General features: G+C 52.5%; 27 protein-coding genes and 1 pseudogene. 2 read left to right on the plus strand and 26 right to left on the minus strand.

Translation table 11 applies throughout. From position 1 onward, the window contains the following. Positions 1 to 44: 44 nt before the first annotated feature. Genes fdnI through fdnG form a run of 3 tightly spaced genes read right to left on the minus strand, consistent with a single transcriptional unit; the run spans position 45 to position 4637 of the window. A complete protein-coding gene (gene fdnI / locus GF617_RS03900; protein ID WP_203451100.1) occupies positions 45 to 701 on the minus strand; it encodes a formate dehydrogenase-N subunit gamma in 657 nt (218 codons plus the stop codon). After that, complete coding sequence (gene fdxH, locus GF617_RS03905; protein ID WP_181623561.1) at positions 694 to 1578, minus strand: formate dehydrogenase subunit beta; 885 nt, start codon at positions 1576 to 1578, stop codon at positions 694 to 696. The genes fdnI and fdxH overlap by 8 nt, the downstream gene beginning before the upstream one ends. Positions 1579 to 1589: 11 nt before the next feature. After that, complete coding sequence (gene fdnG, locus GF617_RS03910) at positions 1590 to 4637, minus strand: formate dehydrogenase-N subunit alpha (RefSeq protein WP_203451101.1); 3048 nt, start codon at positions 4635 to 4637, stop codon at positions 1590 to 1592. 221 nt (positions 4638 to 4858) lie between these two features. Here fdnG and yddG point away from each other — a divergent pair, with 221 nt between their 5' ends. Continuing rightward, on the plus strand, positions 4859 to 5737 hold the full coding sequence (gene yddG / locus GF617_RS03915) for an aromatic amino acid DMT transporter YddG (protein WP_203451102.1): 879 nt from the start codon (positions 4859 to 4861) through the stop codon (positions 5735 to 5737). Positions 5738 to 6370: 633 nt separating this feature from the next. After that, positions 6371 to 6985: pseudogene (locus tag GF617_RS03920) on the plus strand (porin); the annotation flags it as partial. Positions 6986 to 7105: 120 nt separating this feature from the next. Here GF617_RS03920 and GF617_RS03925 read toward each other — a convergent pair. From GF617_RS03925 to GF617_RS04030, 23 genes are all read right to left on the minus strand, one after another. After that, positions 7106 to 7696 carry a tail fiber assembly protein gene (locus GF617_RS03925; RefSeq protein ID WP_203451103.1) on the minus strand — a complete coding sequence of 197 codons (591 nt, stop codon included), beginning with the start codon at positions 7694 to 7696 and terminating at the stop codon, positions 7106 to 7108. Then, complete coding sequence (locus GF617_RS27040; protein ID WP_239006315.1) at positions 7696 to 8544, minus strand: tail fiber protein; 849 nt, start codon at positions 8542 to 8544, stop codon at positions 7696 to 7698. The genes GF617_RS03925 and GF617_RS27040 overlap by 1 nt, the downstream gene beginning before the upstream one ends. Continuing rightward, on the minus strand, positions 8544 to 9116 hold the full coding sequence (locus GF617_RS03935; RefSeq protein WP_203451104.1) for a YmfQ family protein: 573 nt from the start codon (positions 9114 to 9116) through the stop codon (positions 8544 to 8546). The genes GF617_RS27040 and GF617_RS03935 overlap by 1 nt, the downstream gene beginning before the upstream one ends. Next, a complete protein-coding gene (locus GF617_RS03940) occupies positions 9113 to 10180 on the minus strand; it encodes a baseplate J/gp47 family protein (RefSeq protein ID WP_203451105.1) in 1068 nt (355 codons plus the stop codon). Before GF617_RS03940 ends, GF617_RS03935 begins: the two co-directional genes overlap by 4 nt. Beyond that, positions 10180 to 10530, minus strand: coding sequence for a phage GP46 family protein (locus GF617_RS03945; RefSeq protein ID WP_203451106.1), 351 nt, complete (start codon positions 10528 to 10530; stop codon positions 10180 to 10182). Before GF617_RS03945 ends, GF617_RS03940 begins: the two co-directional genes overlap by 1 nt. A gap of 88 nt (positions 10531 to 10618) precedes the next feature. Then, positions 10619 to 11224: a phage baseplate assembly protein V gene (locus GF617_RS03950; RefSeq protein ID WP_203451107.1), complete on the minus strand. Its 606-nt coding sequence runs from the start codon at positions 11222 to 11224 to the stop codon at positions 10619 to 10621. Continuing rightward, positions 11208 to 12434, minus strand: coding sequence for a phage baseplate assembly protein (locus tag GF617_RS03955; RefSeq protein ID WP_203451108.1), 1227 nt, complete (start codon positions 12432 to 12434; stop codon positions 11208 to 11210). The genes GF617_RS03950 and GF617_RS03955 overlap by 17 nt, the downstream gene beginning before the upstream one ends. Next, the gene (locus tag GF617_RS03960; RefSeq protein ID WP_203451109.1) at positions 12418 to 13749 is read right to left on the minus strand and encodes a DNA circularization protein; all 1332 of its coding nucleotides are present in this window, start codon (positions 13747 to 13749) and stop codon (positions 12418 to 12420) included. Before GF617_RS03960 ends, GF617_RS03955 begins: the two co-directional genes overlap by 17 nt. Then, positions 13746 to 15902, minus strand: coding sequence for a phage tail tape measure protein (locus GF617_RS03965; RefSeq protein ID WP_203451110.1), 2157 nt, complete (start codon positions 15900 to 15902; stop codon positions 13746 to 13748). The genes GF617_RS03960 and GF617_RS03965 overlap by 4 nt, the downstream gene beginning before the upstream one ends. A 3-nt stretch (positions 15903 to 15905) precedes the next feature. Next, positions 15906 to 16040, minus strand: coding sequence for a hypothetical protein (locus GF617_RS27360; protein ID WP_001446052.1), 135 nt, complete (start codon positions 16038 to 16040; stop codon positions 15906 to 15908). Further along, positions 16037 to 16429 (minus strand): hypothetical protein, encoded by a 393-nt coding sequence (locus GF617_RS03970; RefSeq protein WP_203451111.1) that lies wholly within the window; start codon positions 16427 to 16429, stop codon positions 16037 to 16039. The genes GF617_RS27360 and GF617_RS03970 overlap by 4 nt, the downstream gene beginning before the upstream one ends. Then, a complete protein-coding gene (locus GF617_RS03975) occupies positions 16429 to 16803 on the minus strand; it encodes a phage tail protein (RefSeq protein WP_203451112.1) in 375 nt (124 codons plus the stop codon). Before GF617_RS03975 ends, GF617_RS03970 begins: the two co-directional genes overlap by 1 nt. Positions 16804 to 16816: 13 nt before the next feature. Beyond that, positions 16817 to 18235: a phage tail sheath C-terminal domain-containing protein gene (locus tag GF617_RS03980; RefSeq protein WP_203451113.1), complete on the minus strand. Its 1419-nt coding sequence runs from the start codon at positions 18233 to 18235 to the stop codon at positions 16817 to 16819. Then, positions 18228 to 18443, minus strand: coding sequence for a DUF2635 domain-containing protein (locus GF617_RS03985; protein WP_203451114.1), 216 nt, complete (start codon positions 18441 to 18443; stop codon positions 18228 to 18230). The genes GF617_RS03980 and GF617_RS03985 overlap by 8 nt, the downstream gene beginning before the upstream one ends. Further along, on the minus strand, positions 18436 to 19089 hold the full coding sequence (locus GF617_RS03990; protein WP_203451115.1) for a DUF1834 family protein: 654 nt from the start codon (positions 19087 to 19089) through the stop codon (positions 18436 to 18438). The genes GF617_RS03985 and GF617_RS03990 overlap by 8 nt, the downstream gene beginning before the upstream one ends. Further along, on the minus strand, positions 19089 to 19517 hold the full coding sequence (locus GF617_RS03995; RefSeq protein WP_203451116.1) for a gp436 family protein: 429 nt from the start codon (positions 19515 to 19517) through the stop codon (positions 19089 to 19091). Before GF617_RS03995 ends, GF617_RS03990 begins: the two co-directional genes overlap by 1 nt. Positions 19518 to 19520: 3 nt before the next feature. After that, entirely contained in the window at positions 19521 to 19922 is a 402-nt protein-coding gene (locus tag GF617_RS04000; protein ID WP_203451117.1) for an HI1506-related protein, read from the minus strand. Then, complete coding sequence (locus tag GF617_RS04005; RefSeq protein WP_203451118.1) at positions 19922 to 20830, minus strand: Mu-like prophage major head subunit gpT family protein; 909 nt, start codon at positions 20828 to 20830, stop codon at positions 19922 to 19924. Before GF617_RS04005 ends, GF617_RS04000 begins: the two co-directional genes overlap by 1 nt. Before the next feature lie 13 nt (positions 20831 to 20843). Continuing rightward, positions 20844 to 21236, minus strand: a complete 393-nt coding sequence (locus tag GF617_RS04010; protein WP_203451119.1) for a hypothetical protein — start codon at positions 21234 to 21236, stop codon at positions 20844 to 20846. An 11-nt stretch (positions 21237 to 21247) separates the two neighbouring features. After that, a complete protein-coding gene (locus GF617_RS04015; protein ID WP_203451120.1) occupies positions 21248 to 22363 on the minus strand; it encodes a phage protease in 1116 nt (371 codons plus the stop codon). Positions 22364 to 22585: 222 nt separating this feature from the next. Further along, complete coding sequence (locus tag GF617_RS04020; RefSeq protein ID WP_203451121.1) at positions 22586 to 23131, minus strand: phage virion morphogenesis protein; 546 nt, start codon at positions 23129 to 23131, stop codon at positions 22586 to 22588. Continuing rightward, a complete protein-coding gene (locus GF617_RS04025; protein ID WP_203451122.1) occupies positions 23131 to 24387 on the minus strand; it encodes a phage minor head protein in 1257 nt (418 codons plus the stop codon). Before GF617_RS04025 ends, GF617_RS04020 begins: the two co-directional genes overlap by 1 nt. Beyond that, positions 24374 to 25942 carry a DUF935 domain-containing protein gene (locus GF617_RS04030; RefSeq protein WP_203451123.1) on the minus strand — a complete coding sequence of 523 codons (1569 nt, stop codon included), beginning with the start codon at positions 25940 to 25942 and terminating at the stop codon, positions 24374 to 24376. The genes GF617_RS04025 and GF617_RS04030 overlap by 14 nt, the downstream gene beginning before the upstream one ends.

Consider the following 25942-nt stretch of genomic DNA (forward strand, 5'->3'; position numbering starts at 1 on the left):
ATTTGCAGTAACACGCCGCCGGGCAATGCCGGCGACGCATCCGCTTACTTCATCCCTTCGGTACTGTCTTTTTTTGCTTCAATTCGTTCCACATCGCGATACCAGCGTGGATGGTGTTTCTGCGCCCAGCGACGACTCACCTTCCCTTCAATCATGCCTTTAATCGATCCCTTCACCCAGAAGGCCATGTACATATGGATCAGGATGGCATGGATCAAAATAATGGCCGAGGTGGCGTGGATCAGCAGACTGTAACGAATCACCTGAATGGGGAAATACGGCGCAAACCAGGGACGCCAGATGATTACCCCCGTGACCAGAAGGACAAAAATCATACTCATAATGGTCCAGAACATCATCTTTTGCCCGGCGTTGTATTTCCCGACACGCGCCACTTTGTGCTCGTTCCCCTTCGGAACCTCAACAATCCCTTTTACCCACGGAATATCCTGCTTGTCCGGGATATTGTGGTGAACGAAGCGCACGAACATAAACATCAGCACCACGAAAATCAGCACGCCGAAGAACGGATGAAGAATGCGTCCCATCTGCGGTGTACCGAAGGTTTCGGTCAGCCATTGTAGCGTTGGGAAAAAAAACGAAATCCCGGAGACCGCCACGAGGAAAAAGCAGATCACCACCGTCCAGTGACAGGCGCGGTCAATAAATTTGGTGCGCACAATCATCTTTGACTTACTCATGGTGTTCCTCCTTGTCGTCATCCACCTCTTTGTTAGGCCCGATACCAATGTAGTGATAAATCAACCCGGCAAACGTGGCGATAAAACCTGCCGCTGAGAGCGGTTTTAGCGCCCCCTTCCACAGATTGATAGAGGTGTCGATTGCCGGATTTTTTGGCAGATTGTGATACAACTCCGGCTGATCGTTGTGATGCAGGACGTACATCACATGCGTGCCGCCCACCCCCTGAGGGTTGTAAATACCGGCATTGGTGTAACCACGAGCCTTGAGTTTATCGACGCGTACCTGCGCCACATCCAGCATCTCTCTCTTTGTACCAAAGTGAATCGCACCGGTTGGACAGGTTTTCACGCAAGCGGGCTCTTGCCCAACGCTTACGCGGTCTACGCACAGGGTACATTTGTAGACCCGGTTATCCTCTTTGTTGAGACGCGGAATATTGAACGGACACCCGGCGATGCAGTAACCACAGCCGATGCAGTTATCCTGCTGAAAATCGACGATGCCGTTAGCGTACTGAATAATCGCCCCGGCAGACGGGCATGCCTTGAGGCAGCCCGGGTCGTCGCAGTGCATACAGCCATCTTTACGGATCAGCCACTCCAGCCGGCCGTTCTGTTCGGTTTCACTAAAACGCATCACCGTCCAGGATTTGGCGCTCAGGTCGGCCGGGTTATCGTAAACCCCGACACAATGCCCTACCTCATCACGGATATCGTTCCACTCCGAACAGGCCACCTGGCAGGCTTTACAGCCCACACAGGATGAGACATCAATCAGCTTTGCCACTTCCGCCTTATAATCCCGCACGCGAGGCGCGGGGGTTATCGGGTTTGTCGCGGAGCGTTTGATAACGTCTTGTGTTTCCATCGCCATGTAATCGCTCCTTACGCTTTCTCGATGTTGACCAGAAACGCCTTATACTCCGGCGTTTGCGAGTTTGAATCGCCGACGTTTGGCGTCAGGGTATTGGCGATATAGCCTTTCTGCGCCACCCCTTCAAAGCCCCAGTGCAGTGGGATGCCCACCGTCTCAACCTGCTGGCCGTTAACGTGCAGGGTTTGCAGACGACGGGTTACCACCGCTACCGCGCGAATAAACCCGCGTTTGCTGCTCACCGTCACACGGTCGCCATTCGCAATCCCTTTTGCTTTCGCCAGCGTTTCGCTTATCTCCACAAACTGTTCCGGCTGGGCAATCGCGTTAAGCCGCGCATGCTTAGTCCAGGTATGGAAATGCTCGGTCAGGCGGTAAGTCGTTCCGACATACGGGAACGCGTCCTTTTTGCCTAAACGCAGCACATCCTCTTCGTAGATGCGTACTACCGGACTTGAGATCACGTTTGGGTGCAGCGGGTTGGTTCCCAGTGGCGTCTCCATCGGCTCGTAATGTTCCGGGAAAGGCCCCTCTGCCAGCTTGTCGAGCGCAAACAGGCGTCCCACCCCCTCTGGTTGCATAATGAATGGTCCGGTGGCGCTTCCTGGTGCTGCGGTGTTGAAGTCCGGGATATCGTTCCCCACCCACTTCGTACCGTTCCACTGGATCAGCATCCGCTTCGGATCCCACGGTTTGCCGTTGATATCCGCCGAAGCGCGGTTGTACAACACGCGACGGTTCAGCGGCCAGGCCCAGGCCCACCCCAGCGTATTGCCCAATCCTGACGGATCAGCGTTATCGCGGTTCGCCATCTGGTTGCCCTGCTCCGTCCAGCTTCCGGCGTAGATCCAGCAAGACGAGGCCGTCGTGCCATCATCGCGTAGCAGCGCAAAGCTGTTCAGCAGTTGGCCTTTTTTTGCCACCAGATTACCGCTGATGTCATAGAGATCGGCCAGTGCCACGCCGTTATTCTCTTTTGCCACCTCTTCCGATTCCGGATGGTCCGGCTGACTGTAGTTCCACTGCATTCTCAGCAGCGGCTCAACGCCTTTACCCCCTTCGGTTCGGTACTTCTCGCGCAAGCGATGGTATATCCCGGCCAGGATCTCACCGTCGTTTCGCGCGTCACCCGGCGCATCCTGTCCTTTCCAGTGCCACTGCAGCCAGCGACCGGAGTTAGCAATCGAGCCATCTTCTTCTGCAAAGCAGGTGGAAGGCAGACGGAACACTTCAGTCTGAATGGATGCCGGATCGACCTCGTTCATCTCGCCGTGGTTTTGCCAGAAGTTAGAGGTTTCGGTCACCAGAGGATCGATCACCACCATATACTTCAGCTTGCTTAAGCTGCGAACCACCTTGTTTTTATCCGGGAAGGACGCAACCGGATTGAACCCCTGACAGATATAGCCCGTTACGTCGCCCTTATCCATCATGTTGAAATACTTGATGACATCCCAGGACTGATCCCATTTAGGCAACCAGTCAAACCCCCAGTTGTTCTCCTTCTGCGCGGCATCACCATAGAACGACTTCATCAGGCTGACGAAGAACGTCGGATAATTACGCCAGTAGTTCACCTGGTCGGGCAGCGTTGCTTTAGGTGTATTTGCCGCAAGGTACGTTTGTAGATCCGGCTGTTTTTCCGATGGCAGCGTCAGATACCCCGGCAGACTGGTAGAGAGCAGGCCGAGATCCGTTAACCCCTGAATATTCGAGTGACCTCGCAGGGCGTTTACGCCACCTCCGGCCATCCCCATGTTGCCCAGGAGCAACTGGATCATCGCCATAGTGCGGATGTTCTGTGCCCCCACCGTGTGTTGCGTCCAGCCCAGCGCATACAGGAAGGTGGTGGTTCGATCTGCTGCACTGGTGGACGCCAGCACTTCGCATACCTTCAGGAAGTCCGCTTTCGGCGTGCCGCAGATGTTTTCCACGACATCCGGCGTATAACGGGAAACATGCTGTTTCAGCAGATTCCACACACAGCGCGGGTCGGTCAGGGTTTCATCACGTTTCGCATAACCGTTTTCATCAAACTGATAATTCCAGGATGATTTGTCGTATTGCCGTTTTTCGGCGTCATACCCGCTGAACAGACCGTCATCAAAGGCAAAATCTTCCCGCACCAGCAGATTAGCGTTGGTGTAATGTTTAACGTATTCCGCGTTAATTTTGCCGTTTTCAATCAGGTACAGTAGTACGCCGGACAGGAACGTAATGTCCGTACCGGAGCGGATTGGCGCATAGATATCAGCCCCCGATGCCGTTCGCGTAAAGCGCGGGTCGACCACGATAAGCGTCGCATCATTATTGTTTTTCGCTTCCATCGCCCAGCGGAATCCCACCGGGTGGGCTTCTGCGGCGTTACCGCCCATCACCACCACGACATTGGCATTTTTGATATCAACCCAGTGGTTGGTCATCGCACCGCGACCAAATGTTGGAGCAAGACTTGCTACCGTTGGTCCGTGTCAGACACGCGCCTGATTGTCTACCGCCAGCATGCCGAGTGAGCGCACAAACTTCTGCGTCAGCATGCCGGTTTCATTACTGGCCGCAGATGCACAGAGCATCCCGGTGGAAAGCCAACGATTGACAGTGACGCCCTGCTCATTCTTTTCAACAAAGTTGGCGTCGCGGTCGGCTTTCATCAGGGTTGCTATGCGGCTAAAGGCCTCATCCCAGGAGATACGTTGCCACGTGTCGGAGCCAGGCGCTCGATACTCCGGGTAACGTAGCCGGTTTTCACTGTGGACATAATCCAGCAGGCCAGCCCCTTTCGGGCAGAGTGCTCCACGGCTGACCGGATGATCCGGGTCACCTTCAATATGATAAATCGCTTCTTTGGCGTTCTTCGCGCCATCGCCCAGGCTATACATCAATAGCCCACATCCTACGGAGCAGTATGTGCAGGTGTTACGGATCTCTTTGGCACGCAGCAGTTTATAGTTGCGCGCCTGAGCCAGTGCCATTTTGGGCGCAAATCCCAACATGGCAGCTGTTGTTCCGGCCATACCGCCCGCGCAGATTTTAAAAAATTGTCTGCGGCTGACGTCCATTGCTGTCCTCGTTATCTGATAAGACTTCGCGCCGCAAACTAACAGCAAAGTCCCTGATTTTTTTGCGTCAAATCAATGTCACTCAGCTTCGCCCCCTTAATAGTCGCCCCTGGCGGGTTTGTTTAATCCTTTGGAGTTACCCGCTAAAGAGAATAATTCGCGAGCAATAGCAGATTAGTGCTATAAATTTTCCCTTTGTATTTTATGGCGATGGCAAGGTGATGGATAAAAAAAGAGCAACGCTCATTGGACTGGCGGCAATCCTGCTGTGGAGCACGATGGTCGGACTTATTCGTAGCGTGAGCGAAGGATTAGGTCCTGTTGGGGGAGCGGCAATGATCTATACCGTCAGCGGATTACTTTGTCTGGTGACGGTTGGCTTGCCAAATATTAGACGTTTCTCTCCACGTTACCTTATTGCCGGGAGCGTCTTATTTGTCAGCTACGAAATTTGCCTGGCGCTCTCACTGGGATATGCGGCAACACGTCCCCAGGCGATCGAAGTCGGCATGGTCAATTATCTTTGGCCTAGCCTCACTATTGTATTTGCGATTTTGTTTAACGGCCAAAAATCAACCCTGTGGGTCATCCCCGGATTAGCCATCTCACTCATGGGGGTATGCTGGGTATTGGGTGGTGAACACGGCCTGCATATAGACGAGATCACGCGTAATATTGTCTCCAGTCCACTCAGTTACGCACTGGCTTTTGCCGGGGCATTTATCTGGGCGGCCTACTGCACCGTCACCAGTAAATTTGCCAACGGACAGAACGGCATTACCCTTTTTGTTTTGCTCACAGCGCTCAGTTTATGGCTGAAATATGCCTTTAGCGAGCAACCGGAAATGGTGTTTAGCATTCCTGTTGTCGTGAAGCTATTAATGTGTGGCGTGGCACTCGGGTTCGGCTATGCCTCCTGGAATATTGGTATCCTGTACGGCAATGTTACCGTCCTTGCCGCGGTCTCCTATTTTACCCCTGTGTTATCGGCTGCACTGGCTGCAGTCTTGCTGAGCGCTCCGCTGTCGTTCTCATTCTGGCAAGGCGCGGTGATGGTGTGCGCCGGTTCTCTGCTGTGCTGGTATGCGACACGCAAATAGCGTTCAAAACCCTGTGTCGGGCAGATGAAGTGCCCGCCGCAACAGGTTCAAAATATCAGTGTGATTTAGTTTAAGAATATTCTCTTCATCTATAGCATCCTTGTTCAGCGCTTGTTTATATTACCTTCCCTTCGTAAATCCCCACCGCCATTAATTGACATAAATTGACACCGGAACGTGATTAATCCTCTGCGTATATTCACTGTTTAAATAGCACTTATTGCAATAGTTTATTTCTGGATATGTCGGCACTTATAACATTATCAAAATGCGAAAATCCTCATAACACCCTGTTTTAATATGAGCAAATGTCTTTATTGCTAATCAATTGTTATGCGTGAGATAAAAATTTCAAGTGGCAACAAAAACACATTAAAACTATTTCAACGGGAATTGTGATACACAGAAAATAATGCATCACTGTCTGTTAATTAGCCAGAAAACGCTGTTTCGAGTCACTTTTTCCGATCACGATCACACTAATTGAAATTAAAATTAATAAATTGAAACTTATTATTGAAAGGAGACCACAAGATTTTTAAGAATAGCATGTCATTGACAAGCGGCTTCGTTTAGAAATTGTTTAGCAATGACGCAGGAAATGCGTAAAGAAAATTATAAGGATTATTAAAAATGAAACTTAAATTAGTTGCAGTGGCAGTGACTTCCATGTTGGCAGCAGGCGTTGTAAACGCGGCTGAAGTATATAACAAAGACGGTAACAAACTGGATCTGTACGGAAAAGTAACAGGTCTGCACTATTTCTCTGATGAAACCAAAAACGACGGCGATAAAACTTACGTGCGTTTGGGTTTCAAAGGTGAAACTCAGATTAACGACCAGATGACCGGCTATGGTCAGTGGGAATATGAGTTCAAAGGTAACCGTTCAGAATCCGAAGGTGCTGACGGCAACAAAACCCGTCTGGCATTTGCAGGTCTGAAATTTAACGAATTCGGTTCTTTCGACTACGGTCGTAACTACGGTGTTGCTTATGACATCGGCGCATGGACCGATGTTCTGCCAGAATTCGGCGGCGACACCTGGACTCAGACTGATGGCTTTATGACTGGCCGTACGACTGGCGTTGCAACCTACCGTAACACCGACTTCTTCGGTCTGGTTGACGGTCTGAACTTTGCTGCTCAGTACCAGGGTAAAAACGACGACCGCGACATCACTGAAGCGAACGGCGACGGTTGGGGCCTGTCTTCTACCTACGAAATGAACGGTTTCGGCGTGGGGGCTACCTGTAGCGCGGTGATTTTTTTTGCACCAAAACGCGATAAATTTTGCACTGCCGGAAGATGCCAAAAAGACACATTCCGCACAGTGCAAAAATGAACGCAAAGATATATTTTTCTGTGATCAGGCCGGAACTTCGGGCCACTCAATATCTGGTGCTTTTGATGTATCAATGCGCATCAGCAACACTCTGTATTTTTTCCATGCTGCAAGGTCAGCGGCCTCCTGTTCAGTAGCATAGCCGTCATTAACCGCATCCTGCCGCCAGGCTATTTCTGAATCCGCCTGGGCGCGCAATTGTGCTTTGCGTGCCTCAGCTTCAGCGATATTTGCAGCTTTCAGTTTTGCTTCATCAGTAACCCATGCAGAGCCGCTCCACTTATCAAAAGGTGTTGCTGGCGCAAGTTGCGTCGTATTTTCTGGGTAATCACCAAGGGTTTTCACTTCAACCGGTTGTCCGTTCTCAGTGCTGTAGACCGTTTCACCGCGATGATCTTCGACTAACTCCCACTTATCGCCGACACGGATTATCGCTTTTCCCGCTTCATCAGATGGAGGTTCATCAATATACGCACCGGCAGGCAAGCCAGCAGTGGCAGGGATAAATTCGTCAATAAAACCCAGATATTCCCCATCAGGGTTTGTCAGATAGCAAACAATCCAGCCTGAGGTTTCTGCAAATCCCAGCTCATTCAGCGTGATGTATTCTTTCATTATTGCGCTCTCACGATGTAGTTAAATGCCACGCTTTTAACCCGGTTCTCTGCTGCCGTTGGCACTTGTGTTGCGGCACTAAAGTTCAGGTTTCGATAAGAGATACTTAAACCCGCCCCGCTTTGCCATGACGTTATGCCCGTGCCTGAATAGCTGATCGCGCCCGTTGCAAGGTCAGGGTTGCCTGTGTAGACGTTTGCCGCACTGCCGGTGATGTTTCGGATGGCATCACCCTGCTCACTCAACAGTGCACGACCAGTGTCAACCCCCCTTCCGTCATCCCAGCCCCTGATTGTTTGCGCGCGTAAGTCGGGTAAAGTTCCAGATGGGTATGCCAGAGCCAGTTTCGGGTTAACAACCTTGTCAAACGTTGCACCATTCATTTTGAGAAAGCCTGTAGGCGGGGTTGCCAACGGCCAGGGGATCGGTGTGCCAACCGGTAGCATTGAACCGTCTCCCAGACCAAGGTATAAGAGAACATCAGCGACGGTATTTTTACCAATAATATCCCGGCCTGTACTGGTCAAAGTTGTCAGAGCTGCGGTATCAGCAGCAATGAAGTACGGGAGTTTATTTGCTGCGCCGACCAGACCGGACAACGCCCCAAGGCTGTCAGTATTTTGAGCAAACAGTATTTGAAGAGCAGAGAACAGCTGGAGGGCCGCTGGGTTGGGTTCCATTTCAGCAGCAGTGAGAACTGAAATAAGCTCAGACTGAACATCCCTGATCGAAGCCTGTTCATTATTCAGATGCTCGGCATCAACTAGGGTCCCCGGCTCACCAGTGAGCTTATTACCATCATGAAAAAGATTATCCGGTGTCTGAACCGGTGGCATTAAGGGCCGCATTATTCATTCTCCTGATATGCGAAATAGCAAAAGGTATGGGCGGGCTTGAGGTCACGAAATACCTCTTCAATAACGGGATCGCCAAAATTCGTGAGGCGCTCACCCGCAGCTGAACTACCGGCACGAAAGCGATAGGATTGTGTGCCAGAGTTCTGAACGTTGACGCGCCATACCCAGATAATGTCCTCAACCCAGAGACGATCACCGGCACGGTTTACACCAGCCCTGAACGGTTGTGGTTCATCAATTGTGATGATGTAGCCAAGACGGTTCGCCAGTTGGGTAAAGTAAGGAATACTGAGTCCACCGAGTTCGGCCAGTTTTGCCAACACACGTTGCAGACGTTGCTGGTATGTCGCGCCCGCTGCAGGAGTCAGCTCAAGAACTCGCTCCCAGTCCGGCATCAGACTACGTGCATAAAATGGTGTGACCCCTCCTTCAACGAGTCCAGCAGATGTGTCGAGAGCATTAAACACCTCTGATTCTGATCGCAGTGATGCGTCAAGGATAGGTTGCCCAGGACTGTATGAGACGAGAGGCAAAAGACGATTTAAAAGGGTGTAGTAGCTCATAACAGCTCTACCTCAACATTTCCCAGTCTAAGCCATTCAACTTTTGTCGCATCGACAACAGGCTGAATATTGGTTGACGGAGTGATGATCTCGTAGTCAGTAATACCTGGAATAAGTGAGATCAATGTCCCCGCCTGACTACGGATAAATTCCACTCCAGGCTCACGACGTGAGTCATCATCCTCAAGAGTTGTGGCAACAGCCTCAGTAGCGGCAGCAAGTGTGATCCCATCCAGGGACACCTTAACCAGCACGTCAAAGGTGTGGATGGTGGGCATGATGACCAGAGAATTCTTTGCCGTCACAGGCCTGACATCCTCTATGTATGCCTGTGTCCTGTCGACCACATCCTGCGAGGGCAATCCACCTGCAGATGTGATCACAACATCAACAGTACCCAGCCCGCGTCGTAACGGATAAACGTAAGCAGCAGAAACCCCCGATACTTCCAGAGCCCAGCGCTTGTAATCATATTTATTACCTCCTGCAGGAGGGCGGCGAATGATTTCAAGTAAGCGAGCCAGCAGCTCAGCGTCAGTTTCTTCATCTGTACCACCAGTCATTTGACCCACAGTTACTGTACTGTCGAAACCGTCAGGTGTTGTGGTCAGCGTTGCAGAAGTGATGGACGTGGTATTACCTGTCGTTCCTGCCAGAGACGACACCGCATTTACAGAGGCTTTCCCATCCTGCCCAATAGTTGTTTCTTCGGTCGTCGTCCATGAAACACTGTCGCGCTTGAAAACAAGACCTGCCGCTGCATCCGCTCCCGGTTCGCCAGTGAATGTGGCGGGACCAGAAGCGCTGTTGGCTACTTTTTTGGTTAACCCACGTAAACGGGCATGAAGATAAAGGAATTCAGCATCCGCTGTATCGGGGAAAATCTGACGAACTATCCATCCCTGATGCTGATAAAGCCCTTCGGCAACGCTGGCTACACTTGATGCACGGACATACCAGTCGCTGTCCGGGCCAAGTTTATCATCAGACAACTGCAGGAGATTTTTGATATCCCGCAGAATGTCAGTGCGAATTTGCGCGGCATTTTTGGTAATGAATGGCATCAGCTGACCTTAACCGGATATTTCCAGGTCTGCGGCGTTCCGCTCGCGGACGTGACGGTGATATGAAGCAGCATCCAGCCTTTTTGCCAGTGCTCTGCAGTAACGGAAATGGACTGGGCGCGACCGTCGTCAATAATCGGCTGCAGGGCATGCTGCGAATACTGCACCGCGAGTTTCTGAACGCGAGACACATCCTTTTCACGGCGGAGTGTATGCAAAAGAGAACCCAGAGCTGGATCTGCCCACCATGAGCCAAGCGGGGTCGTTAGCCGAAGATAAACGGCATTGGCCAGGGAGTCTGTAGTCTCGCCGGTATAATCGCCGGTCGTCGGATCAATCAACATTTCCATGCCGTCATACTATCGGCATGGAAATTTAAATTATCGGTGAAGGGGTTCAGTGGGTATTAATCTGAGTGAGAATTAACGTTACCACAAATTACATTTGCTGATTAGGTTTCTGCGTTGTGCCTGCGTCACCGCCGTGGTCGTGGTCGTGACCGTCAAAAGTCTCACGCATGGTATTCAGCGTAGACTTGCTGTCAGCGACTTCATTACTGCCTTTCAGCAGTGGTGTATCAAAATCTGCCCGCTCTGAGGCTGTGGTTTTATACGTTTTGGTATTAACAATATATTGTTCGGTATTCACCGTGTTCTTTTTAGTATTAACGATATATTCATCGCAGTTTACTTCAATTATTTTTCCGCGCTTCAGAATAATGTTACTGCCTTCATCCGAATAAATGGCAAGCTCACCGCTTTTCAGGCTCTTTAGCCTGTATGCAGCGTGTTCCGTGGCAATCACCACGCTATGACTGGTGCGCCCGTTAAGCGGGAGCATAATGGCTTTAGTCCCCCTGGGCGGGTTGGATGTAAAACCGTACTGCTGGAACATCTCCACATCCTGCAGAGACTCAGTAGCCAGACCTTTACCCTGAATGGTCTGAATATCACCGCCGCTGTTAACCCTTATTAAAACGCCCCTGAAGGCTTTTCTTATACGGTTTAATGCGGTGTTAATACGTAAATCAATTTTGTTCCACATCAATAATCTCCAGCTCTTTATTTACTTTCGCGCGGCGTTTTCGTGATTTACGTTTTTTCGGATAAGCATCCGGTATCCAGACTTCGTCCTCTTTGAGGCGCAGGGTCGTAATGGTATTGTCCGGGCGACCACCTGAAAACTCTCTTCCCATTAAAAAATAAATATCATCAATATCATGCGGTTCACTTCGCACGCGGATACGCTGGCCTGGTTGCCATAAAATCCCGCTCTTCATGCGATGACCTTTGACAATGACAGTAAGATCAAACCCATTTAGTCGGGCGTCGGCCATAGCCTTTTTCGCACGGTAATCAACCTGTTCCTGATTATCCGCATCGCCAGCGACCATGATCTGCGGACGGTAAAACGGCACTGTGCTGTCACGAACGGTGCTGCGCAGACCATGAAAACCATTTTCAGCTGAGCCGGTGCTGTTATAAATACCATCGGTATCATCTTCTGCACTGTCATCTTCTGCGTCATCATTCAGAGCGTCAACATCGATGATATCCAGCTTGCCGGACTTCTTCCCCTGACCATGTCCCTGAGCCAGCATAGTCAGCTCCGAGAAAACACCGGTAACAGATGACCGGTCACTGAGATCGAGAACGTTATTACCCCGACCGTCACGATTAAGAACAAGCGTGGCCACCGGTTCTTTCGTATAGTCTGGCCCGCCGATCACCAGCGTTCCATCCGGCTCAAACCATGGCCATAAACCGCGTGCTGCAGCTGCACGCTCAAGCGTATCCCACGCACGTTCTCCGGGCTCCACGCTGACCTTGTCATTACGCAGGGATGATTCAGCCTCGATACGGATGTTCGTTATCCCCAGCGGTCTGACAACCTGGGCGATCACTTCTTCAAGACTGAGCTGGCGGGAGGTAAAAACGGGTGAAGCGCAGTCAACAAGCACGGCTGCGCCATCGCGACCGGAAAGAGATAAAGAGACCTGCTGACGGGATACCCGGCGCTGAACCACATCCACCCGACCGGACATGACAACATCATTACCCACCCTGACCAGCACCGGCACACCACGTTTAATGGCCGGAGGGAAAATACCGTCAGGCAGCCCAAGCGTTACGCTCCATGCATCGGAGGGGATCAGAAAATCGGAGTCAATCTGATAGCGGCTCCATGCACTATGGATTTTGCCATCAATAACCAGGCTCACTGTATTCTGCGAATCTTTATCTTGAGTAGGCATTCAGAACGTCACCGGCTTTGATATTGTTAGGGTTACGTAGTGTCGGATTAAGGCGCAGCAGCTCGGCGGCGCGCGTGTAGTCCTCGTACCACAGATGCGCCAGCAGATGCAGGTTAGCGTCGGACGATACCACGCGTGTAGTCAGTGGCGGTCTGCTTGTAATAACCGCTATCCCCAACTCCTGAACGGTCAGGGCGATATCCTTGAGACTTTCAACCACGGGCTGCCATGTCACGCCGCTGGGTGTTTCACCGGCGCTCACATTTTGCGTATCGGGAGCAAAGGTTTCGCGAGTCTGTTCGATGGCATCCTGAATGGCCGTCCGGGTGTCATTGGTGATCTGCTCAATATCGACGGGAGACAGAATATCGCTGATGCTGCTGTCACTGAGTATGTCGGAAGCATCGAGTGCCAGTTGGATGGCTACCTGGATTTTTACAGCCGTTACCAGCTCTGTAATATCCGTGGAAGATGAACCAGCAGGAACCGCAACCGCCGCCGTTCTTTGCCCGGTCACAATCTCATGAGGTAATGTCGCCACATCCTGCAACTCGTTGCGGCCATTCTTCCAGTCGGCCATCACGATGCCCGCTGTGCCGGAAACGTCTGAGGACTGTGAATAGCTTCCGGGATTATTACTGACACTAGATTTGGACTGAAACGACGTCAGGCTCAGCGCACTCTGCAGGTCATTCATGAACGCTTTCGGGTAATTAACAAAATCTGAGGTGGAGCTGACAAACCCCGTCACTTCCCCTTTAAGCACCGTCACCATATTCAGCGTCGTGGTTGCCAGCGATTTTGCTTTCTTCATCCACTTCTTCGCAGTTCGCAAAGGAGAAAGAATATTGTCGATAGCCGTCTGGGCTCTCTCCAGAGCGGATTGCGCCTGGTTGAAAATGATATCCGCTTTCGACAACGGGAAGTCACTGCCAAAGAATGGCAGATTCAGGCCGCCCTGGATAAAGGCCACCTCGACGACACAGTAATCAACGTTCTCGGCTTCGTGTGACGCCTGATATTCAATGCACTGCATGCGCGTCATGGAGCCGAAAACCGGATGTATCAACTCCGCACTGCCGCGAGTATCCAGCGCGACCAGAAACGCCTGCAGTCGCACATCGTAATCGTCGCCCCAGAAAAGGACCGTCATTCGCAGGTTACGAGGCTTGCGGCCAAGGTCATCTACATCACCACCGTCCACATAGGGATACTCATACGTCGCAATGTCGCGGCTGGCGCTGTCACGGGTATTAACCACATCAAAGCGGACTCCCCTGAATGAGGCATCCTGTAATGAATCTTCCCAGCTCACTGCGGGCCTCCTGTTGAGCCGCGAACGGATTGTTCGCCGTTGTATTCATTGACCGCTGATGCAATTTCACGACCGTCCAGTATCAGCTTTGTGGTGAGGTTGATGGGTTGTGATTTTTGTTGTTGCGGTGGCAGCATGAACGAAGGAATGGAATACCCACCTGCAGTCTGATAATTTTGCTGGCCGATTGCTGAAGGTGAACTCCACCAGGAGCTGACAGCCTTCCCAACATCAACATCGAATAGCGGTTTTTTGTTTGCTTCCCGCTCTTTAGTCTTTTTAAAGAGATACTCACCAGTCCCCATACCACTTTTATCAGCACTATCTCTGGCTTCGTCATAGGTCGAATTCAAGTCATAGGCTGCATATGCTGCTGCCAGAGGGCCACCAATACGGCCACCATAGCGCAGAGCATTTTTGAATATTCCACCAAGACGAGAACCACCACGCACAGGCGGGATACCGCCACCAGGATTACGACCGGGTAAATTAATTCCACCGCCAGTCAGGAAGTTGAGCCCGGCAAAGGCTACAGCCGCCGCTGTCATGGCTTTAATGCCAGTGGTGGCACCTGAAATAGCAGTTGTTAATTCAGGATATTCTTTAGCGTAATCGGTAAGTTTTGACGTCAAATCCCCGTATAAATCGGCAATAGGTTTCATTGCATCCTGTTCAGAAAACATTTTCTCAGATTCAAATTGTTGTGACTTAAAATCATTTGTTGATGACATCACATCAAAAGATGCCGCGCCAGCCCCGGCCGAATTCTCAGTTCCTTTTATTTGTTCCTTTATAAACTCACGCTTCATTATATTTGTTTTTAAAGCAGTACTAGCTTGCTGGTCAGCAATTATTTTTGACGTAATTGAAGAAACAACAATATCCAAAGCAGCGAGGATATCGTTTTCTTTATCCGTGCCTTTATATTTTTTTGCCTCACCCCTTAGTTTTTGAACTCTTTTATCTGCTGATACAATCCCCGATACGGCATTCATAACGATATCTGGTGTACTTAACCCATTTGTCTTTTGCTCAGCCAAATAGTCAATGTAACCAAGTGCCTTTCCACCTTTCCCTCTGAATTTATAATTCTTCAAAGTATTTTGAATGTCAGCACTTGTGATTTTATCAAGTAAATTATTTACGTTAGTGGATGCAGCACTGTTATCACCTGCTGTTTCTGCATTTGCCTGTAATAAGGCTAATATCTTATCAAAATCACCAAGACCTGACATACCGATACTCTTAGCTTTGGTGAGCGTTAATGATAAAGATGACGCCATATCGGCAAGTTCATACTTGCCATTTTCCCCTGAACGAATCGACTTATCATAAACAGTAGGTAAGTCTTTCGGATCAATGTCAAAGTTTTTTATAGCGCTGATACCAATTTTAGCCAGGTCTTGTGGGTTAGCACCTGATGCTGAAGCATAACGAGTAATATCAGGCAATATTTTCATAGCCGTCTTTTCATCAAGACTACCTGCAAACAGAGCATTCAGCGTATCCTGTGCTGCTTCAGGCGTACCGCCACCGTAGCGCACCGCATTGCGGATAGCGTTATTGATAACGGGGATTTTTTTAATACGCTCAGGTCCTGACAGTTCGTTATATGCAGTGTTGGCTATTTCTGCATTACGTCGTTCGAAGGCCATCTGACGCTGAACCGGGTCTTTTATAATCATACCTGCAGCGGTTAACCCACCGGCTACTGCTGCCACGGTTGAACCTGCTGCACGAAAGCGCTGCATGCGCGTCATTGAGTCATTCACGCCGACCAGCTCAGTTCGAAGCGTTTTGACCCTGTCAGTCATGGCCCTGAAAGCCCGGTTCTGCTCATTCGCGGACAGCATGCCTGTGCGGGTAAGGCGGTTGTAGGCCGCCATGGTCTGCTGTATTTCACGCTGAATATCACGCTCTGAGCGAATGCCAAGAGTTGATCGCGCCGAACTGGCGCGACGGTATTCCTCAATCAGAGAACGGGAGGCGCGAATCGCTGTGGTTGAGTTCTGCTGGCGGGATTTCGCCAGCTCATCATCGGCTTTTTGCGCTGTTTTGGTATCACGGCTGATACCCTGTAGTGCTTGCTTAAGCGCTTTGGAGGCGGTGTCACGGGCAAACAGCTGCAGCGCCAGTTGTAGGTTACGCGCCATGGGTTATCTCCGTTTGCCGACTTTCTTCCGGCGTTGCGATTTGACAGTGCGGGTTGTGCGGGTGGTGGTTTGCCCGGTTTTCTTTCCATGTAACCGGGCAAGCGCTTCGGTGTAGCCGTCGAGTTCCGTCCGGGTCATGCTTCCGATTTGTTGTTCACTGATCCCGTATCTTCCGAGGGCGAGGACGAGGGTTCGGTACCCGGTGAGCTTTTGTTCAAATCCATCCGCTTTTTTTTAATGGCTTCAACCTGAGCATCAATGAGATCGAAATCACCATCATTCAGCTCGTTAAGTAAAAGCTCTGCCGTGATTTCTTCCTTCGGCAGGTCTCCGAGGGAAGTAATTGCACACGCCATCACCGCAACGCGATAATACATGTTTGCGGCTGCGCCTTCGGTCGTGCCGCAGGCTTCATCGGTTGCCCGCAGCGCGTCAATAGTATTGCTCACCACTGGCATCCTGACGGTAAAGTCAAAATGGACTTTATCACCGTATTTAACGCCATATAAAAGCTGCTGCTTTTCCATTATTCCTCCACCCGACGAAGCGTATTCATGGTGATATCACGCTTGGCTTCATTATCGACGGTATACTGAGCACCGGCCTGAGTGGTGAAGCAGTCCAGGTAAGACACTCGTTTACCTGTGCTGTTTAGCGGGTACTGGGTTATTTTCGCACCCTCAATACCGGCCCAGTTCAGGTCGCCAGATTCCGGGATGACGACGGTTAGGGTCAGCTGGATCTCTTCGATGCCACGGGAGAAGCCTTTTGCCCGCCCCGTTCGGTTCATCGTCTTGACCAGCTTACGCCCGGTGGTCACATCTTCCTTGAGGTCAGTCACTTCAATTTCCTGGCCGTCGACTTCCATGACGATCGCGCCAACATATTCTTCAATAGCCATTCTGGTTCACTCCTCAGAGCAGCAAATCAATTCGACCGGCAAAGACGTGCAGGCCATTCACAACATCCGCAGGAATGCGACCATTCAGCTGGTTCACGTCCTGTGAATCACGCTCCACAATAAGACCATCTTTGTTGGCATCCACCTCTTCGATAATCTCCAGGTCTTCCAGCTTGTAGAGCACATCCAGCAGCTCACTTCGCACCTTGGGGGGCGTTTTTGAGCTGAGCTTGTTACGCGGGAACCGCAGTGCGATGCGTTCACGACAGGCCTTGCGCACATAATCCAGCGTGCGGATAGTGGTGATATCCAGCAGGGCCACATCATCCACACCCTGGGCGTTTTTGGTGTAGGTGCTGATAGCGCGAACGATCTGCACTTTGTCACCGGGGCCAATCTCAAACGGCGTAAGACCATTACGAAGGGCATTTTCCTGCTCAGTCCGTCCGGGCTGGCTTTCCACTGGTGTCACATCCAGCGTGCTCATCGCCAGGGTGTTCAGCGGTCGGGCCGGGTCTTCTTCACTGGCGATGACAGCCGCATACGCTGCGGCAATCTGTGCCGGGGTTTTCACCGAGCCGTTATGCCAGCCCAGCGTAATACGCCCTTCATTAAGTGACTCTGCCAGTAAAATGCCGGTGGAGAGAGATTTTCGCCAGCCACCCACACCGATTGCACCGCGCTGTTCCATTGCATTACTGACATTGGTCAGATGGTTACGCAGCGCCGTCATCGCATCCTGCGTGGCGAACGGACTGACCACAATGTTATGTCCTGCAGAGAACGCTGCCGCCAGTGCAGGCGTAATATCAGGGTCAACATTACCGCCAGTAAGCGTGGCTGCTGCTGCTGTGATACCCGTTGCCGTCACGCTGGAAGAGACAATAATGTCATTACCAAATGCCCCCTTATGACGGCAGGTTAGTTCCACCTCCCCGGCGTTTGCCGTCGCTGTCACCGGCAATCCGTCTTTCTGGGTGATCAGTTCTTTTAACGCGGCTGCAATGGTTTCCGCCGTATCTGCTGCCGAAATACCGACGTCGATACGCGTATTATTAATGTTTACGCTCAGCTTCCCGTTGGATGATGCCGTGCCCGTCACGGTGACTTTGCCCGTCGCAGCTACCGCACCTGCAGCATCACTGATACCCATCATCTGCAACTGCAGGTAGGGATATGCACCGATGGCGGCAATGGCCATCAGGTGAGCCATTGAGCCACGGCCAAAGTACGTCGCCGCCTCCTCATCAGAGAACACATTCTGAATGACAAGCGGTGCTGACGAGCCGGATGCCAGCATTGGCACAATCATCAGCACCTTCTGGGTGTTACCGGGCAAAGTTCGAACGGCCAGACGGGTATTAAACTCAATATACTGACCGGGCTTGCGGTTCGTGCCTATAGTGTCAAGGCTGATATTAGGACTACTCACCTTTCACCTCCGTGCTGGCCTCATTGTTTTTGTTTTTGCCGTTCTTGTCACTCTCTGTGACAAGAATCAGATCACCGGCCATCACCTGACGCTGGTAATAAGCGGTGTTCTCCACTTCAAGGGGTTCCGAATCAGTGATGTAACGACGTGCATTATCTTCGCGCGGCACTTTCAACCCACTGGCGGCTTTCACTTTAATTTTACTCATGACTTATAATGTCCTCAGCTGCATTGTCTTTTTCAGGCTGCTTAAGGTCGTAACTGAGTCGTGTTCTCAGCCACGCCGGGTCGTCGTCAGTTGTCTCACCGCCATAAGTCTGGAAGATGTGATCAACATGACCTTCCGGCGCATCCGTAACCGGGTAACGTCCGTTCTCAAGTGCGGACTCAATCCACTTCGTGTCGAACTCACAGGCAAAAACGGAAAAAGCCTGTGACTCTATCTGGGTGTTGAAGAGCGTGCGTACGCGACCGGGGCTGAGTGGGGCAATTTTGATACCCGTATCGGCCATATCCTGACCCGACAGCAGACGACGAACGGCGGCGACCAGAATATACGTCCCCACCTCCTGCACATGTGGCCCACCCATTCGGGCCGTTTCTTCACTGCGCAGGCTGCGCTCGCCCACCACCACGACAAAGCGACCTTGGGTCACAAACCGTTGCCGTGCTGTGCTGTATGGCTCGGTTTTTTGTACCCCGCCGAAGGTCACCCAGACTGCAGGGAGCTGGCGCAGTACCTCCGCAGGCTCGCCGTCCAGCTCGCCGCCGTAGGAACGCACGTTCTTCGCCATACGCCCCATACCTTTGCGAAGGCGCTCCACGATGGCTTTTTCAATATCCGTAATCACCATCAGAAACTTCCTCCGCCAGTCTGGTCACGTCCAAAGACGCGGCCCCCCGACACCATCCTCGCACCGGTTCCGCTTTTCACCACTTCACCAGTAGCCGTCCGGCCCAGGTTGATTTTCCCGGCTGCGATTTTTTCCAGGTAACGAACGGTGTCTTCATACCGCTCGCGGATTTCCGCTGTCATCTGGGTCTCAGAGCCGCACAGAAGATAGCGGGCGATGTTGCAGCAGCGACCGACGAGAACACGGGGCTCATCAGCCCATGGCACTGGATAGCGACCGCAGAGATAGCCGTCGATTTCAGCGCTGGCCTGAGTGAGTGCGCCGTTCAGCACATCATCGTCAATCTGCCCGGTATAGTTGCGGTCGGTGAGCGACACGCACTCACGTTCACCAAACGCCCTGACCATGTCCTCCCGGTTCGCGTACATCGTTTACCCCTTAGCCTTTTTGTCCGTGGTTTGCGAACCGGCCTGCAGCGTATTCAGCTTCTGACTCAGTGCATCACGTACTGCCTCCAGCTCCGCGATGCTGCTGTTTGCACTGGTAAGCTTCTGCTTAAGTGCGTCGCCATCCTGGTTGAGCTGCAGAACTGTCGCCTCCAGCTCGCTGATGCGAACTTTGAGGTCGTTACGCTCGGCTGTCAGGCCGGAAACAGCATCCCCTGATGATTCAGGAACATCCTGCGAGCGGACCACAATCAGATTTGGATCGTTTTCCAGAATCTGGAGCTGGCTCTCGCTGAACTGGTCATCCGGCCAGGTGACAGTATTCGCGCTGTGGGCGATGCCGAGACGGCGAAAACCGTCGCGGCGGGCAGTGATTTGAATCGGCATTATGCTGCCTCCCCGGTCGAGCCATACGCCATCTGCCAGAAACCGTAACCACCGTTTGCACGTGCTTCAGCCCCGAAGATGAACTTCTTGCGCATAAAGACGTTGTCAGCGTTGTAGTCAGTCTGCTCAACAAAGACCGGTTTTTTACGCTCCTGGTAAATCAGGGGCTTCACGGGTTTTGACGTGTCCAGAAGGAACCAGGCGGTATCTGACGTCAGCTCCGGCACAACCAGAACCTCAGCCGTCCCCTTGTAAGGGTTTGGCGTATTGTCCGGGAAGCGGTCAGCCGTCATCAGATAATTGGCATCGTCTTCAAGAGCCGGGGGCACAACCAGAATGGTCGGGCGGATTTTCAGGGACGCGCCTTCATCATCCTTCAGGCTGCGCATGGCTGTTCGTGCAGCGCCGTAACTCGCTTTTGCTGCGGAAAGCGAGGTGACGGCAAGCTTTTTCGTCCCTTTGTTAGAGACCGACTTGCCCCCCAAAAGGTGGTCGGTATCAAAGAAGGGCTGGCCGTCGTAGCAAAGATTGGTGAAACCTTTGCTCAGGAGCGCGAAGACGATATCGGCAGGCAGTTCGGCAGCGGACTGGCCCGCACCTTTCGCCTGCAGGGCATAACCCATGATCTGATCGTCTTCGATATCGTTACGCTCAACTTCAACCGTCGCTTCCCAGTCTTTGTTGAGAATGGTGTAGTTGAACGCGGCGAGCGCTTTAACCACCTTGTCGCCAATCCACTCACGCATTTTTGGGAAACGGCTCAGCCAGCTGTAGTCGTTCTCTTTCCCGGTCGATGGCACTACCATCGCAATCTTCTGCCAGTCGGACGGCGTCTGATCAAAGGCGTTCTGGAAGGTCGCTTTCAGATTAATGAAAATCTGACGCACATTTTTTACGTTAATTAACACGGTTCTCTCCTTATTAAATCAGAACCCAGACGCCATCATTCTCAAGACCCAGCACCTTTCCGGCGACCGGGCGGGCGTTGGTATCACTGGTTTTGGCCACTGTCTGGCTATCCACCACGTAGCAATCCTTGCCAATCTGCGTCTGCGTGACCGCGTCAGTAGTGCTGTTGGCAAGGAACCAGGCTTTACCGCGACGAACCTGCACGCTCGCATCACCAGCTGCACCGGCAGAGTTATCCACCCAGCCATCACAGATGCCGAGGGTGGTATTGGCTGCCGTGGCGCTACCCGGCACAGCGAAGCCCGCTGCGTTGGCCGCAATAATGTGGCCACCAAAGTGTTCAGTGGCAGCAGCAACCGGGACGGCAAACAGCTGACCGTCGCGATGAGGGGTATGACGATCCATTTCGCTCTCCTTTATTTGAGATATTTCGCGACGCTTTCCGGGTCATTGCCCATCATGGAGCAGATGGCCGGGTCAATTGCATCATCATCTGCATCCTGTGACGGGCGTGACGGAAGGCCCGCTGGCGGTTGCCCCTTCGTCTGACTGGTAGTCAGTGCGGCGATTTTTGGCGTTTTTTCAATAAAGGCAGTAAGACTGGCAGGATCGGATTTCGCCAGTGACGCCGCCCATGCCTGCTGCGCCGGAAGCAGACGACCGTCGCTGAGGGCAACCGTAATCAACGATTCAGCCTGCTGCGTGGCCAGAACAGCGGTATTACCCGCACCGGCACGCTCTGTCGCCTGCTGAACGGCTGAATGCATGACCTCCACTGATACCCACCTGGCCGGGTCAGGCGTGTCGAGTTTCGCTGTCAGGTCGGCGATGCTCTGCGCGTTCTGGTTCAGGATATCCAGCAGACTGACCGACGCCGCTGCAGTCCCCTGGCCATTGGAAATCATGGTGATGATTTTTTGCAGCTCAGCCATGATCTCTTCTTTCGTTGAGGCAGTTGGCAGATTGAGCATCCAGCGCAGGTTGCTCAGTAGCTCGTTGAGAAATTCTTCATCCATTTCGGTCTGACCCTCTGTGGTTAAATGCGCGGCCATCAGAGAGGCGGCAGCAAGTAACACTTCCTCCATCCCGTCGACCGCAGGTGTATTGGTCAGCGCGGCGTTAAGTAACTCCAGCACCTGACCGGTTTTGTCGTAAGAAAAGACGGGGGAAATAAAGCGGTATGCTTTTGCTGCCACCATGTCCGCAGCGGCAGTGGTCCACTCAACATCGACGGCAAAGAGGCCTTCACCTTCGCGCCACTCCAGCTTTTTGAAAAAGGCCGCAGCGGGAGCGGGCAGACCATTTTTGGCTGAGCGTAGCGTCTGATGCTCATAGTCCAGGACATACGGCGTTTCGCGGGCATCGGCGGCGGCAATCAGCCGCTCAGCAATGTCACGCGTCATCAGCCAGGCATCGCACTCGGTCGGACGACCATCACGGGCGCGGAATTCACCAGCCGGAAAGAGCTGGATGACACTGGGAGTGGCGGTGTTAATTTCCTGGGTAAGTGAAGCGATGAGTGTCTTTTTCATGATGCCGACGATACGGCATCACAGAGGTGTGGTTCAGATGAAGGGGTTCAGTGGATTTAGCCGGTCAACAGGCGGAAAAGAAAGAATTTAATCAGGGCACAGCCGAAGGTAATGCCTGGGCTTTTTAAACCGCTTTTAAAAACGCTTAAACTCCTCAGATCCGAACCACTCTACCATAATCGTTATAAACTCGTCACAGAGGCTTACAGGGAGAAATTACCCTCAGTCTAAAATACGTTTCAGATACTGCTCAGCCGTACTCTCCATCTTCTCCACGTCATCTTCGGTGAGGTGCAGGAAAGGACGCGCGGGCATTTTAATTTTATATGCCCCGATAGTGTTCCACTGTTCAAAGTTAGAACGGGACTTTTTAACAAACCGGTTCCCCACTGAACCATCCTTGTTCTGGCGGTAGTATGCTTTCTGACTGCGGGCAGGAATACTGATTTCACCGCCTTCCTGGTGAATACGGGCGTATTTCACATTGGTCCCGACCGTCGCCTCATCACTGGTGCTGTACTGTGTGATACTGGCGGCAAGTCGTCCCGACTTCTGTAGAATTTTTCCGCCCCGGCGCTTCGCCCAGTAGGCGTTGCTTTTCCATCCCATCCAGGCAGGTCGTCCCTGTTGCGCGAAGTTTTCTTCGACGGCATCGCCCATGGCAGCGGCCATCTCGCGCATGAGGGGGGCACGGTTTTCCAGCTTTTTAATGAGTTCACCGAGTGAACGCTCAAAGTCACCAATGTCATACCTGATTGCATAGCTCATTATTTTTGCTCCAGCAGCTGCGCCGCGCGTTCAGATATCACATCATCAGGATTGACCGTGTCACCGGCATTCACCAGTGACAGCCGCCAGCCGTCTTCTGATTGCACACCACGAACGGCGCGGACGCCGTTCTTCCCGGAGAGCAGCCACACCAGCGCGTCATCATCCAGCCAGACACCTGATGGCTGACGAAGCAAAGCTGGAAGCTCTGACCACATCGGTCCGGGAGCCAGCCGGACATCCTCTTCGTGGACACTCAACGTGACCGCACCGTTAATACCTCGTTCTTCGAGTCGGTTCAGCAGATCCGGATGAATACCGCCAACACGTCTCAGATCGCCATGGGTTTTCTGCCGCACGCTGACGGTGTCGACCCAGCGACGGACATCATCACTGACGGCATCCAGTACAGCAGGTTCGGACAGTGTTTCCTGAATGGCCTGAGAGGCAATTCGTGGCGTGGTGGTCGCAGATTTATCCATAAGACGTTGCCCAAGAGAGGAGAGCCAGCCCTGACCGGGGTTATGCCCGAATCCGGCATCAGGGGTGTAAAGCTCGCCGTTGAAGCGCAGCGCCTTAACGTCACGGGTTTCTTTTGGCCCCCATGCCTGCTGTACCGTGACAATGTCCTGCTCCCACGATTTGACCTCAATCCCCATGCGGTCAGCATCCGCCTGAGTTCGGGCACGAATGCGGCAGCGGCAGTGGTATCCGTCAGGCGGGTACATGAACTGCCACACAGGATCGTCATAGCGGGCTGTGAAACCATTGAGTCTGGCGTGGAGTGGCCGGGTGTGCATGTCCATGACGGCCACGCGTTCCCATATGGGGCGAAACTCCGCGTTGGCCATTTGTTCCGCATAGCGCCCTGCGCCATACGCTGCCTGCATATTGGTTTCAAAGATGGTGCGCAGACGGCGTGGCGTGAGCTGTTTACCCTCCAGAACGCCATCCTCATCGGCAACCAGCCTTGCGCGGTCGGCAAGCCAGCCCTTACGGGTCAACGTTGGGGTAATCTGCCGTTCGAAGTCCCGGAGCGTGCCGCCGTTAACAATATGCTCGCTAAGCGATTTATGAATATCCTCAAGCACATCCTGTTTAAGGACGCCCGCCACGGTGAAACTGGTGGCGTGGGCGCGGGCTTCAATATCGTGCCAGTTAAAGCCGGTGACGTAGCCCTTCGACTCAAAGTAGGCTATCGCTTCTTCGGGCTTTAACCCGATGGCGTACCCCAGATCAACATCAGCTTTCGGCATTGAGTCGCCCCCAGACCTCGCTGACAAACAGCGCCTGCTTTATCAGCTGTTGCAGCTGCGCATCATCCAGCTGAGGATAACTCGCAGCAATGATATCCAGTGCCTCATCAGGGCTTTGCCCCTTGCTCAGGGCCGAGACCAGCGGCGCAATCAGCTTATCCATGGCCACCGCGATGCTCTCCCCTGGCGATGTGGCGCTGTCCAGCGCATCCTGCGCAGAGTCAATAACCTCACCCGTGGTGCTGAGTGCCGTGAAATGGCGGAATACCGGCGAGGTGCTCAGCCCCACTGGAGAGGGAGCAGCAGGCGGCGTCAGCACAGCTTCGTTATCTTTTGGTACCGGAATCCCGACCTTTTTGTGTATCCATGAGGTCGGGATTGTGTCCATCCCGGCGCGAACCAGCGCGGAAACACCATTGGCGAAGGTTTCAATGCTCTCCAGCTCGCGGGTATCAAATACCAGGCGAGGCTGACGGCGCGGGCTGACGTTATAACCATTAATGGCCAGTAACATACGAATGAAGCCACGATAAAACCCTTCCAGCTGTCGGGCATCAGCAGTCAGCAGATCGTGGCGGACTTCGTTATGCACATTACCAAGGGCGTTTGTTGAGGACTTACCGTCTGCCTGTGACGTCAGCGTGCCGCCGAGAATGACCTTTGATTCGGTACGCTCGCACCAGTTAATCATCGCCATGAAAGGATCGGACTGCCCCTCGGCGGCATCCTTAAATTCGATTTTGGTGTTGTCAGGAATAATCCCCGATGCGTTATGACCGATACTGACCAGCGCTTCCATGAGTTTATCCTGCTCATCCTGGCTGGCCCCGGACATATACGACCCGATACGCGGTGGCAGTCCGTAGATTTCAAGGAACTCAGCGAGATCGCGCACGCTGTAGTTTTTAAACAGATAAGGCCAGACCAGTACGCGGTATAACCCTGACTGCGCGATATAGCCTGACTTGGCGTTGTGCGTATGCACCAGCCAGCCAAACGGCCAGAGTTCTTCTCCACCCAGCGTGCCGGTGTTAAGACGCACCTCGTCCCCGGCTTCCGGCGTGGTACAGAACCAGCGATGTGGACGCAGTTTGATTTTGACGGGCAGCCACAGATTGCCGTCAAGCTCCCACTTTTCAATCTCCTGAGCGGAAAAACCATGCCCGATAGCTTCCGCCGCGTTCAGGGTAATATCTTCCATCTCCTGAAGGTCCGCAAACCAGCTGGCCACCATCGCGGCGATCTGCTTTTCTTCCGCCGTCGCGTTCGGCGGTGGTTCGATGCTCCAGTCCAGAGTGAGCAGCGCATTCTTGCGCTTGGCCATTTCAGAAAAGATATGCCCGTCCCGCTCAACCATATCTTCGAAAAGGTCAGCCTGAGCCGCCAGGTCGCCGCGCTCTGCCGCTTCAAGCAAACGAGGAAGACGGGCAATCGTCATTCCCCGTGAGGGATGAGTTGGCCAGTCACGTTGCAGCTCGAACGTGCGGGAGGACTGGGGGGCTTTAAGCACCTCTTTATTTAGCGGGCGACCATACTGGTCAAGAATCTGAACCAT

The sequence above is a fragment of the Lelliottia sp. RWM.1 genome (assembly GCF_016859735.1).
Taxonomy (GTDB): Bacteria; Pseudomonadota; Gammaproteobacteria; order Enterobacterales; family Enterobacteriaceae; genus Enterobacter.

Bases quoted from the DNA above. Each gene is read 5' to 3' on its own strand.
- GF617_RS27040 (WP_239006315.1), bottom strand. From the start codon at position 8,544: ATGCGGCCCTTAATGCCACCGGTTCAGACACCGGATAATCTTTTTCAT.
- GF617_RS04030 (WP_203451123.1), bottom strand. From the start codon at position 25,942: ATGGTTCAGATTCTTGACCAGTATGGTCGCCCGCTAAATAAAGAGGTG.
- GF617_RS03955 (WP_203451108.1), bottom strand. From the start codon at position 12,434: ATGCCTACTCAAGATAAAGATTCGCAGAATACAGTGAGCCTGGTTATT.
- GF617_RS03975 (WP_203451112.1), bottom strand. From the start codon at position 16,803: ATGGCTATTGAAGAATATGTTGGCGCGATCGTCATGGAAGTCGACGGC.
- GF617_RS03945 (WP_203451106.1), bottom strand. From the start codon at position 10,530: ATGGAAATGTTGATTGATCCGACGACCGGCGATTATACCGGCGAGACT.
- GF617_RS04000 (WP_203451117.1), bottom strand. From the start codon at position 19,922: ATGCCGATTCAAATCACTGCCCGCCGCGACGGTTTTCGCCGTCTCGGC.
- GF617_RS03965 (WP_203451110.1), bottom strand. From the start codon at position 15,902: ATGGCGCGTAACCTACAACTGGCGCTGCAGCTGTTTGCCCGTGACACC.
- GF617_RS27360 (WP_001446052.1), bottom strand. From the start codon at position 16,040: ATGACCCGGACGGAACTCGACGGCTACACCGAAGCGCTTGCCCGGTTA.
- GF617_RS03940 (WP_203451105.1), bottom strand. From the start codon at position 10,180: ATGCCATTCATTACCAAAAATGCCGCGCAAATTCGCACTGACATTCTG.
- GF617_RS03990 (WP_203451115.1), bottom strand. From the start codon at position 19,089: ATGGTGATTACGGATATTGAAAAAGCCATCGTGGAGCGCCTTCGCAAA.
- fdnI (WP_203451100.1), bottom strand. From the start codon at position 701: ATGAGTAAGTCAAAGATGATTGTGCGCACCAAATTTATTGACCGCGCC.
- GF617_RS03935 (WP_203451104.1), bottom strand. From the start codon at position 9,116: ATGAGCTACTACACCCTTTTAAATCGTCTTTTGCCTCTCGTCTCATAC.
- GF617_RS03950 (WP_203451107.1), bottom strand. From the start codon at position 11,224: ATGTGGAACAAAATTGATTTACGTATTAACACCGCATTAAACCGTATA.
- GF617_RS03995 (WP_203451116.1), bottom strand. From the start codon at position 19,517: ATGTACGCGAACCGGGAGGACATGGTCAGGGCGTTTGGTGAACGTGAG.
- GF617_RS04020 (WP_203451121.1), bottom strand. From the start codon at position 23,131: ATGAGCTATGCAATCAGGTATGACATTGGTGACTTTGAGCGTTCACTC.
- fdxH (WP_181623561.1), bottom strand. From the start codon at position 1,578: ATGGCGATGGAAACACAAGACGTTATCAAACGCTCCGCGACAAACCCG.
- yddG (WP_203451102.1), top strand. From the start codon at position 4,859: ATGGATAAAAAAAGAGCAACGCTCATTGGACTGGCGGCAATCCTGCTG.
- GF617_RS03970 (WP_203451111.1), bottom strand. From the start codon at position 16,429: ATGGAAAAGCAGCAGCTTTTATATGGCGTTAAATACGGTGATAAAGTC.
- GF617_RS04010 (WP_203451119.1), bottom strand. From the start codon at position 21,236: ATGGATCGTCATACCCCTCATCGCGACGGTCAGCTGTTTGCCGTCCCG.
- GF617_RS04025 (WP_203451122.1), bottom strand. From the start codon at position 24,387: ATGCCGAAAGCTGATGTTGATCTGGGGTACGCCATCGGGTTAAAGCCC.
- GF617_RS04015 (WP_203451120.1), bottom strand. From the start codon at position 22,363: ATGAAAAAGACACTCATCGCTTCACTTACCCAGGAAATTAACACCGCC.
- GF617_RS03985 (WP_203451114.1), bottom strand. From the start codon at position 18,443: ATGAGTAAAATTAAAGTGAAAGCCGCCAGTGGGTTGAAAGTGCCGCGC.
- GF617_RS03925 (WP_203451103.1), bottom strand. From the start codon at position 7,696: ATGAAAGAATACATCACGCTGAATGAGCTGGGATTTGCAGAAACCTCA.